This is a genomic window from uncultured Allobosea sp. (assembly GCF_945957345.1).
Classification (GTDB): domain Bacteria; phylum Pseudomonadota; class Alphaproteobacteria; order Rhizobiales; family Beijerinckiaceae; genus Allobosea.
On record NZ_CAMFKW010000088.1, the window covers coordinates 1 to 9,657 of the forward strand.

The following is a 9,657-nucleotide window of genomic DNA, read 5'->3' on the forward strand; positions in this document are numbered from 1 at the left end:
ACGGCATGATCGGCATGGCGATCGCCATCGCCACGACCGTGGTGTTCTACCCGCCTTCCGGCTTCTCTGGCTGGCTGCTCGTCATCCTCGGCATCGCGATCGGCGGTGGCATCGGCGCCGTGATGGCCAAGCGCGTGCAGATGACGCAGATGCCGCAGCTCGTCGCCTTCTTCCATTCGCTGGTCGGCCTTGCCGCGGTGCTGGTGGCGGCGGCGGCGCTCTATGCGCCCGAAGCCTTCGGCATCGGCCATGTCGGGTCGATACACGGCTCCAGCCTGTTCGAGATGGCGCTTGGCGTCGCGATCGGCGCGATCACCTTCACCGGCTCGATCATCGCCTTCCTCAAGCTCGACGGGCGGATGAGCGGCAAGCCGATCATGCTGCCGCAGCGCCACGGCATCAATATCGGGCTCGGCATCGCGCTCGTCGTGCTGCTCGCGATCTTCATCAAGAGCGAGAGCCACGCCGTCTTCTGGCTGATCGTCGCGGTTTCGCTGGTGCTCGGCGTGCTGCTGATCATCCCGATCGGCGGCGCCGACATGCCGGTCGTCGTCTCGATGCTGAATTCGTATTCGGGCTGGGCTGCCGCCGGCATCGGCTTCACGCTTGGCAACATGGCGCTGATCATCACCGGCGCGCTGGTCGGCTCGTCCGGCGCGATCCTGTCCTACATCATGTGCAAGGCGATGAACCGGAGCTTCATCTCCGTCATCCTCGGCGGCTTCGGCGGCGACGATGCCGCCGCTGCTGCCGGTGGCACCGTCGAGGCGCGTCCGGTCAAGCAGGGCTCGCCCGACGATGCCGCCTACATCATGAAGAACGCCGCCAAGGTCATCATCGTGCCGGGCTACGGCATGGCGGTGGCGCAGGCGCAGCACACGCTGCGCGAGATGGCCGACCTGCTCAAGAAGGAAGGCGTCGAAGTCAAATACGCCATTCACCCGGTCGCGGGCCGCATGCCCGGCCATATGAACGTGCTGCTGGCCGAGGCCAACGTGCCCTATGACGAGGTCTTCGAGCTCGAGGACATCAACTCGGAATTCGGCCAGGCTGACGTCGCCTTCGTCATCGGCGCCAATGACGTCACCAACCCGGCCGCGAAGACCGACAAGTCGTCGCCGATCTACGGCATGCCGATCCTCGACGTCGAGAAGGCGAAGACCGTGCTCTTCATCAAGCGCGGCATGGCGGCGGGCTATGCCGGTGTCGAGAACGAGCTGTTCTTCCGGCCCAACACGATGATGCTCTTCGGCGACGCCAAGAAGGTCACCGACGAGATCGTCAAGGCGATGGCGCACTGAGGCACCGAGCCGTCATCGGATTGCTGCAAAGGGCCGGCTTGATCGCCGGCCCTTTCGTTTCCGGAGCCTGTATCGCGTGATGATCCGGCGCGTGCTGAAACTGGTGCTGCTGCTCGGACTTGCGGTCTATGCGGCCGGGCTGGGCACGCTCTACCTGCGACAGCGGGAGATGGTGTTTCCGCGCGATCCGGTGCGGGCGGACATCACTGCGGCCGGGCTTGCTGGCGCCGAAGAGACCAGCGTGGCCACGGCCGATGGCGAGCGGCTGGTTGCTTGGGTCGTGCCGCCGCGCGCGGGCAGGCCGGTCCTGCTCTATTTCCATGGCAATGCCGGCAATCTCGGCCGGGCCGGGCGCATCGCCCGCTTCCGCGCGCTCACCGAGGATGGCACTGGGCTCTTCGCAATCAGCTATCGCGGCTATGGCGGGTCCACGGGCCTGCCGAGCGAGGAGGGGCTGCTGCAGGACGCGCGGGCCGCCTATGGCGCGGCTGCCGCGCGCTTCGGCGCCGGCAGGCTGGTCGGCTATGGCGAGTCGCTCGGTACCGGGGTGGTGCTGAAGCTGGCAGCCGAGGTACCGCTTCAGGCGGTGGTTCTGGAGGCGCCCTATCGCTCGACGCTGGCCGTGGCGCAGCGCCTCTACCCTTATCTGCCGCTCAGCCTGGCGATGAAGGACCAGTTCCGCTCCGACGAGATCATCGGCCGGGTCAAGGTGCCGCTGCTCGTGCTGCATGGCGAGCGCGACCAGATCATCCCCTTTGCTCAGGGGGAGGAGCTCTATGCGCTTGCGAACCCGCCCAAGCGCTTCCTGCGCTTCCCGGCGGGCCGGCATACCGACCTGCCGCAATACGGAGCAGCTGCCGAAGTCCGGCGCTTCCTGGCGGATGTCGCTTCAGGCGACATCAAGGGCGCGGAGAGCCGGACGGTCGCAGACGCCGCCGGCCCGCGCCCCTGACGGGCGCGTCAGCTCCGGAAGAAGCCGCCGCCACCGCCGCCGAGGCGCGAGGAGCCGGCGCGGGCAATGGCGTTGTTGCCGTCGAGCGCAAGCGCGCGCTGATAGGCTTCCGAGGCTTCGGCCTTCTTGCCGAGCTTCTCGAAGGCGAAGCCGCGGCCGGCCCAGGCATCGGCATTGCGATTGTCGACGTTCAGCGCGGCGGTGAAGTCCTCCTGCGCTGCGTCGTATTTGCCGAGCGCGTTCAGGCTCTGGCCACGGGCGATATAGGGCGGCGCGGTATATGGGTTGCGGTCGATCACCGAGTCGAAATCGGTGACGGCGTTCTGGTGCTGGCCTTCCTTCTGGTAGACGAGGCCGCGGGCATGGAAGGCTTCCGCGGATTCTGGATTGAGCCGGATCGCGGTATTGAGATCGGCCAGTGCCTGCTGGCTGTTGTTCTGCTGGCGCAGCAGGTTGGCGCGGGCGATATAGGCCGGCGCATAGTTCGGATTGGCCGTGGTGGCGCGGTTGAAATCGGCGAGCGCCGAATCGGCACGGCCGCTCTGGCGCAAGGCGAGGCCGCGATTCGTATAGGCGGAGGCGAGGTTCGGATCGAGCTGGATCGCCTTGGTGAAATCCCCGATCGCATCCGAGAAGCGACCGACGCGGGCATAAGCCGCGCCACGGGTGTTGTAGGCGCCGGGATCGTTCGGGTTGCGCGAGATGACGTCGCTCAGCGAACTGATATTGACGCTGGCATCGGCGGTGTCGCGGGTGTCCAGCTCGGCGACGGCGGGCTGGGAACCGAGATTGGAAACGGTGTCGCAACCCGCGAGCGCCAGCGCGATGCCGGCTGCGGCCAACCAGTTACTGCGTCGGATCATGCTCTGCCTCATCGGTCTCGTGCTTCGCCTGCCGCGATGCCCCCGATCCCCGGAGATGACCGGCCTTGCGGCCGCCGCGGCGTGATCGCGCTCCCCGCCGACAGCGCACTGCCGGAGACAACGCCCGAAACCCGCCAAAACTTGGTTAACGTCGCTGAAATGACAACGCGCCCGGAGCGGGCTCCAGGCGCGAATCGCTATCGGCCCTGTCGTGACGACCCCACGAGGATCGCCATGAGGGTCTCAGGGGCGCTTGGGCTTCACCGGCGCGGGCAGAAGGCCCTCGCGCTGGAGCTTCTTGCGCTGGAGCTTGCGGGCGCGGCGCACGGCCTCGGCCGACTCGCGAGCGCGCTTCTCGGACGGCTTCTCGTAGTGACCACGGAGCTTCATCTCACGGAAGATGCCTTCGCGCTGCATCTTCTTCTTGAGGGCGCGGAGCGCCTGATCGACATTGTTGTCGCGAACGAGAACCTGCACGTGAAACGTCCGTCCTTAGCGGTTGATCCAGAAATGGGGGCCGGCGGCGGAACGAGCCCACCACGCGAAGATGGGTGCGGATAGCAGAATTCATTTCGCCTGTCCACGCCACAAACCCGTGAAAATCGGGTCTGAGGCCGTTTCAGACCGGCCCTGCATCCAGCGCCTAGGCGCCCTCGTCGAGAATGCGGGTGACATGGCCCATCTTGCGGCCCGGGCGGGCATCGCGCTTGCCGTAGAGATGAAGATGCGCGCCGGGCTCGGCCAGCAATTCACGCCAGCGCAATGCGCTCGCGCCGATCAGATTCTCCATCTCGACACGGCCGCGCCGGGCGGTGGCGCCGAGCGGGAAGCCGCAGACGGCGCGGACATGCTGGTGGAACTGCGAGGTCTGCGCGCCTTCGCTGGTCCAATGCCCGGAATTATGGACGCGCGGGGCGATCTCGTTGACCACGACACGCTCGGCAAGGCCGTCCTCCGCCTCCAGCACGAACATCTCCACGGCGAAGACGCCGACATAGCCGAGCGCCTCGCCGATGCGGCGGGCCGCCTCGATTGCCTGCAGCGAGGCGCCCTCCGAGAGATTCGCGGGGATGCGGGTATAGGCGAGAATGTGGTCGCGGTGCTCGTTCTCGCAGACGTCGAAGGCGGCGAAGGAGCCGTCGAGCCCACGCGCCGCGACGACCGAGACCTCGCGCACGAACGAGACGAAGCCTTCGAGAATCGCCGGAAAGCGCCCGATCGCCTCATGCGCTTCGGCGAGGTCGCTGCCCGGCGCGATCTTGACCTGGCCCTTGCCGTCATAGCCGAAGCGGCGCGTCTTCAGGACTGAGGGGCGGCCAAGCTCGGCCGCCGCCGTTTCGAGATCGGCCAGCGTATCGACGGCGCGGAAGGGCGCGACGGCGAGGCCGAGTTCGGAGACGAAGCGCTTCTCGCTGAGCCGGTCCTGCGTCACTGCCAGGGCGCGCGCGCCCGGATGCAGCGGCACGCGCGCGGCGAGGAAGGCGGCGGTCGCGGCCGGAACGTTCTCGAATTCGTAGGTGACGACATCGACGGCGCCGGCAAAGCGGGCGAGCGCCTCCTCATCCTCGTATTCGGCGACCGTGTGGCGCGCCGCGACATCAAAGGCCGGGCTATCGGTCTCGGGCGCGAAGATGTGGCAGCGGATGCCGAGATCGGCGGCGGCGAGGGCCATCATCCGGGCGAGCTGGCCGCCACCGAGGATGCCGAGCATGGCCCCGGGCGCAAGGCCGGTGGGAACGGGCGCGCTCATGCCTCGTCCCGGTTGGGGCGCTCGGCGATGCCGGCGCTCTGGCGGGCGCGGTAGGCGTCGAGCCGCTCGGCCAGCGCCGTATCGGAAAGGGCAAGCACCGCGGCGGCGAGGAGGGCGGCGTTGACGGCGCCGGCGCGGCCGATGGCAAGCGTGCCGACGGGGATGCCAGCCGGCATCTGCACGATCGAGAGCAGGCTGTCCTGGCCCGACAGGGCCTTGGATTCGACGGGCACCCCGAAGACCGGAAGGGGCGTCAGCGAGGCCGTCATGCCCGGCAGATGAGCGGCGCCGCCGGCCCCGGCGATCACGACCTTGAAGCCTTCGGCCTTGGCACCCCTGGCGAAGTCGAAGAGCCGCTCCGGCGTGCGATGGGCCGAAACGATGCGGGCGTCATAGGGGATGGCGAGCGCGTCGAGCGCCTCGGCCGCATGACGCATCGTCGCCCAGTCGGACTGGCTGCCCATGATGATGGCGACGGGGGGGCTGCTGGCTGCCATGGAATGCGCTCGGGCTCGGCTCCGGAAGCGCGCGATCTAGACCGGCCAGGGCCGCAGAAGCAAGGGCGAATCGGACGCAAACGTCCGATTCAGGCGATGATGTCGGGCGTCAGCGCGTCCTCGATCTGGGCGATGCGGTCCTTGAGGTAGAGCTTGCGCTTCTTCAGGCGCTGGACCTGGACCTGGTTGATCGAGCCCACGCGTTCCAGCGCGTCGATGGCGCTGTCGAGGTCGCGATGTTCCTCGCGCAACCGCGCGAGCTCCGAGGTGAAGGTCTCGACCTCTTCCGGGCTGAGCTCGAATCCCATGGGCATCTCATCATCGCCTTGATCGGGGGCGACTATGCGCGTGCCGCCCTGAGTCCCGCAAGTGCGGGCAAGGCGGCGTCAGGCATCGGGAAGCCATCTATTCACGGCTTTCCGGAAACGGACCGGTGACGATCACAGAATCTCATGAATGCCGTGTGACGGCACGGGGAAGACGTGAAGCCGGCTCTATGCCAGATTGGGACGTCAACCGCTCATCAGGAGGATCCAGATGTCGTTGCAGACCCGTCTTGCGGAACTCGAGCGCAAGCACCGTCAGCTCGAAGATGCCATCGCCCAAGCTGTGGCGAGCCCGTCTTCGAGTGACCTCAGCCTCGCAGAGCTGAAGCGGAAGAAGTTGCAACTGAAGGATGAGATCGAACGCGTACGGATGACCATTCCGGAGCGAACCTTGCATTGAGCCGATGGGCCGACCGGCCCGTCGAAGGCTATGAAGATGCGGATGAACCGGCCCGAAAGGGCCGGTTTTTCGTTGGCGGCCCGCGCGAAACGCTTCGTCAACGGATTGACACAAATCAGCGGGAACTTCTTTCGCGGTGGCCGGTTGAGGCCGGGCGCGCGTCGCGCGGGGGAGATAGCCATGGGTATCGTCTGGACCATCATCATCGGTTTCATTGCCGGCGTCATCGCCAAGTTCATCATGCCGGGCTCGAACGAGCCCTCCGGTTTCATTCTGACGACCATTCTCGGCATCATCGGAGCCTTCGTCGCGACCTATCTCGGCCAGTCGCTCGGCTGGTACGCACCGGGGCAGGGAGCCGGGCTGATCGGCGCGGTCGTCGGCGCCATTATCGTGCTGGTCGTCTGGGGTGCGATCGCCGGCCGCAACCGCGCGGTCTGACCCCTGAGCTTTCTCGCACCGGCCCGAGTTCATCTCGAGACTTGAGCCGGTTTTTCTCCCAGATGGAGTGAATGCCGTGAGTGACGACAACAGCAGCAGCGGCTTTCCGTCCCTGACCGCCCTTCTCGGGCTCGTCGCGGTCGCAGGCTTTCAGAATCGCGACAAGATCGCGGAATGGCTTGGCGGGCACAGCCAGCCGCAGCCCGGGCAGGTGCCGGCCCCGCAGCCGGGACAGGCCGGAGCGGCGCCGCAGGGCGATGGCGGCGGGCTTCTCGGTGGTCTCGGCGGTCTGCTCGGCGCCGGTGGTATCGGCAGCGTGCTGAATGGCGGGCTCGGCGAGCTTTCCGACCGGTTCAGGCAGGCGGGGCAGGGCGACAAGGTCGATTCCTGGGTGCAGCACGGCCCCAACCAGAACGTCGCTCCGAACGATCTCGAACAGGCGCTCGGCCCGCAGGTGATCGACGCGATCGCGCAGCGGACGGGCCTATCGCGCGACGAGTTGCTGGATCGGCTGTCCCAGGTTCTACCGGAAACGGTCGACCGCTTCACGCCAAACGGGCGGATCGACCGCGCCGGGGCTTGAGGGCCGCGGCCGTCCGGCTTTCTGCGTCATGGTCGGGCTTGTCCCGACCATCCACGTCTTCGCTGGTCGAAGGTCGTGTTCAAGACGTGGATGCTCGCCACAAGGGCGAGCATGACGGTTCAGGAGCGTGGGTGCCGAGTGCTCTGCGCTACAGCGCCCGCGCCATCTCGCGCAGGCGGAATTTCTGGATTTTGCCGGTCGAGGTCTTCGGCACCTCGGCGAAGACGATCGTCCGCGGGCATTTGAACGACGCCAGATGCTCGCGGCACCAAGCGATGATCTCGGCCTCGGTCGCTGCCTTGCCCGGCTTCAATTCGATGAAGGCGCAAGGCGTCTCGCCCCATTTCTCGTCGGGGCGGGCGACCACGGCTGCCGCCTGCACGGCCGGGTGCTTGTAGAGCGCGTCCTCGACCTCGATCGAGGAGATGTTCTCGCCGCCGGAGATGATGATGTCCTTCGAGCGGTCCTTGAGCTGGATATAGCCGTCGGGATAGCGCACGCCGAGATCGCCGGTGTGGAACCAGCCACCCGCGAAGGCGGCCGCGGTCGCTTTCGGGTTGCCGAGATAGCCCCTCATCACGACATTGCCGCGCATCATCACCTCGCCGAGCGTCTGGCCGTCGCGCGGGACGGGCTGCATCGTCTCGGGATCGAGCACGTCGAGCCCTTCCAGCGCGGGATAGCGCACGCCCTGCCGGGCCTTCTTGGCGGCCTGATCGGCAGGCGACAGGGCGTTCCAGTCGTCGTTCCAGTCGTTGACGACGGAGGGACCGTAGCACTCGGTCAGCCCGTAGAGATGCGTCACCTCGAAGCCGGCTTGCTTCATGCCGGCGAGCACGGCCTCCGGCGGCGGGGCGGCGGCGGTGAAGAAGGACACCGTCTGCGGGAAGTCGCGGCGCTCCTCGGCCGGGGCGTTGAGCAGTGTCGACATCACGATCGGCGCGCCGCACAGATGGGTCACGCCATGGTCGGCGAGCGCATCGTACATCGCCTTGGCGCGGACCTGGCGCAGGCAGACATGAGTGCCGGCGACGATCGAGATCGTCCAGGGGAAGCACCAGCCGTTGCAGTGGAACATCGGCAGCGTCCAGAGATAGACAGGGTGCCGGCCCATATTGCCGGTGATGACGTTGGACGTTGCCAGCAGGTTGGCGCCGCGATGGTGATAGACCACGCCCTTGGGGGCGCCGGTGGTGCCAGAGGTGTAGTTCAGCGCGATGGCGTCCCACTCGTCCGACGGCATCAGCCAGTCGAAATCCGGGTCGCCGGAGGCGATGAAATCCTCGTATTCGATCTCGCCCAACCGCTCGCCGGGGCCGTCATAGACGGGGTCGTCATAGTCGATGACGATCGGCTTCGCCTTGCAGAGCGTCAGCGCCGCCTTGATCGTCCCGGAGAACTCGCGGTCGGTGATCAGCACCTTCGCCCCGCCATGATCCAGCGAAAAGGCGATGATCGCTGCGTCGAGGCGGGTGTTCAGTGTGTTCAGAACCGCGCCGGCCATCGGCACCCCGTAATGGCATTCGAGCATGGCCGGGGTGTTCGGCAGCATCACCGCGACCGTGTCGTTCTTGCCGATGCCGTGCTTCGCCAGTGCCGAGGAGAGGCGGCGCGAGCGGGCGTAGAAATCGGCATAGGAGCGGCGCAGCGGTCCGTGGATGATCGCGGTGCGGTCGGGGAAGACCGAAGCTGCGCGCTCCAGGAAGGCGAGCGGCGTCAGCGGCTGGTAGTTCGCCGGATTGCGGTCGAGATCGGTGTCATAGGCCGAACGGGTCATCGGGAGCCTTCCTCGCAAGCGCGGACAGCCTTAGCGGCTGGCGCCTGCCTGCGTAATCCATCCCTTTTTCCGATGCGGCGCAATCGCGCGGGCGCGGCTCAGCCGAGGAGATGCAGGTCGCGCACGCCGTCGAAGACCAGCTTGGCGCCGACCAGCAGCAGGAGCCAGTAGACGATGCCATAGAAGCGCTCGGCCGGAACGCGCCGGACCAGCCAGACACCGGCGAAGGTCGCGGCGATCGCGAAAGGCAGCAGCGCCGCGGAGGCCATCAGGTTCTGGCTGTTGAGCTGCCCGAGCGCGAGATAGGGCACGAGCTTCACCAGGTTCATCGCGGCGAAGAAGATCGCACCGGTGCCGACGAAGATCGCGGGCTTCAGCTTCTGCGGCATGACATAGATTTGGAAGGGCGGGCCGCCGGCATGGGCGACCATGCTGGTGAAGCCGCAGAGGAAGCCCCAGAGGCTGCCGGCACTCCAGTTCGCCTGCGTGGCAACTGCCGGCTTCTTGCCGTCGCTCAGCATGCGGCGCAGCGCGAAGCCGACCGAGATCAGCCCAACCGCGAGCACGACAGCGGCGTCCGAGACCCGTGCCGCCAGCAGATAGCCGATGAGGATGCCGAGCAGGGCGCCGGGCGCCAGCGTCGCGAGATTGCGGCGGTCGAAATCGCGGCGATAGGACCAGACCGAGACGACATCCTGCGCGATCAGCAGCGGCAGCATGATCGCGGCCGCCGTCACCGGCGAGACGACCAGCGCCATCAGCGGCAG

The 9,657-nt window shown here is 67.0% G+C and carries 12 protein-coding genes; 5 read left to right on the forward strand and 7 right to left on the reverse strand.

The features are described from left to right. Both Q0Q36_RS24270 and Q0Q36_RS24275 read left to right on the forward strand, forming a co-directional pair. The coding region (locus Q0Q36_RS24270) for an NAD(P)(+) transhydrogenase (Re/Si-specific) subunit beta (RefSeq protein WP_293802320.1) at positions 1-1,301 on the forward strand (1,301 nt) is incomplete at its 5' end. Positions 1,302-1,380: 79 nt separating this feature from the next. Then, complete coding sequence (locus tag Q0Q36_RS24275) at positions 1,381-2,253, forward strand: alpha/beta fold hydrolase (protein ID WP_293802333.1); 873 nt, start codon at positions 1,381-1,383, stop codon at positions 2,251-2,253. An 8-nt stretch (positions 2,254-2,261) separates the two neighbouring features. Here Q0Q36_RS24275 and Q0Q36_RS24280 read toward each other — a convergent pair whose 3' ends face one another. The 5 genes from Q0Q36_RS24280 to Q0Q36_RS24300 form a co-directional block, all read right to left on the reverse strand. Next, entirely contained in the window at positions 2,262-3,116 is an 855-nt protein-coding gene (locus Q0Q36_RS24280; protein WP_293802322.1) for a tetratricopeptide repeat protein, read from the reverse strand. 243 nt (positions 3,117-3,359) lie between these two features. Continuing rightward, positions 3,360-3,593, reverse strand: coding sequence for a 30S ribosomal protein S21 (gene rpsU / locus Q0Q36_RS24285; protein WP_047579559.1), 234 nt, complete (start codon positions 3,591-3,593; stop codon positions 3,360-3,362). 166 nt (positions 3,594-3,759) lie between these two features. Next, the gene (locus tag Q0Q36_RS24290) at positions 3,760-4,866 is read right to left on the reverse strand and encodes a 5-(carboxyamino)imidazole ribonucleotide synthase (protein WP_293802324.1); all 1,107 of its coding nucleotides are present in this window, start codon (positions 4,864-4,866) and stop codon (positions 3,760-3,762) included. Continuing rightward, a complete protein-coding gene (gene purE / locus Q0Q36_RS24295; protein ID WP_265056004.1) occupies positions 4,863-5,363 on the reverse strand; it encodes a 5-(carboxyamino)imidazole ribonucleotide mutase in 501 nt (166 codons plus the stop codon). Before purE ends, Q0Q36_RS24290 begins: the two co-directional genes overlap by 4 nt. 89 nt (positions 5,364-5,452) lie before the next feature. Beyond that, on the reverse strand, positions 5,453-5,671 hold the full coding sequence (locus Q0Q36_RS24300; protein ID WP_265056003.1) for a DUF465 domain-containing protein: 219 nt from the start codon (positions 5,669-5,671) through the stop codon (positions 5,453-5,455). 229 nt (positions 5,672-5,900) lie between these two features. On the opposite strand from Q0Q36_RS24300, the gene Q0Q36_RS24305 reads away from it, so the two are divergent. From Q0Q36_RS24305 to Q0Q36_RS24315, 3 genes are all read left to right on the forward strand, one after another. Continuing rightward, a complete protein-coding gene (locus tag Q0Q36_RS24305; protein ID WP_199091974.1) occupies positions 5,901-6,089 on the forward strand; it encodes a DUF465 domain-containing protein in 189 nt (62 codons plus the stop codon). Between the two features lie 180 nt (positions 6,090-6,269). Continuing rightward, positions 6,270-6,530 (forward strand): GlsB/YeaQ/YmgE family stress response membrane protein, encoded by a 261-nt coding sequence (locus Q0Q36_RS24310; RefSeq protein WP_265056002.1) that lies wholly within the window; start codon positions 6,270-6,272, stop codon positions 6,528-6,530. A gap of 76 nt (positions 6,531-6,606) precedes the next feature. Then, positions 6,607-7,113, forward strand: coding sequence for a YidB family protein (locus Q0Q36_RS24315; protein WP_293802327.1), 507 nt, complete (start codon positions 6,607-6,609; stop codon positions 7,111-7,113). A 148-nt stretch (positions 7,114-7,261) separates the two neighbouring features. Here Q0Q36_RS24315 and Q0Q36_RS24320 read toward each other — a convergent pair whose 3' ends face one another. Together Q0Q36_RS24320 and Q0Q36_RS24325 are read right to left on the reverse strand one after the other, a co-directional pair. Next, a complete protein-coding gene (locus tag Q0Q36_RS24320) occupies positions 7,262-8,890 on the reverse strand; it encodes an acyl-CoA synthetase (RefSeq protein WP_293802329.1) in 1,629 nt (542 codons plus the stop codon). 98 nt (positions 8,891-8,988) lie between these two features. Then, a partial coding sequence (locus Q0Q36_RS24325; RefSeq protein WP_293802331.1) for a sulfite exporter TauE/SafE family protein occupies positions 8,989-9,657 on the reverse strand: 669 nt, incomplete at its 5' end.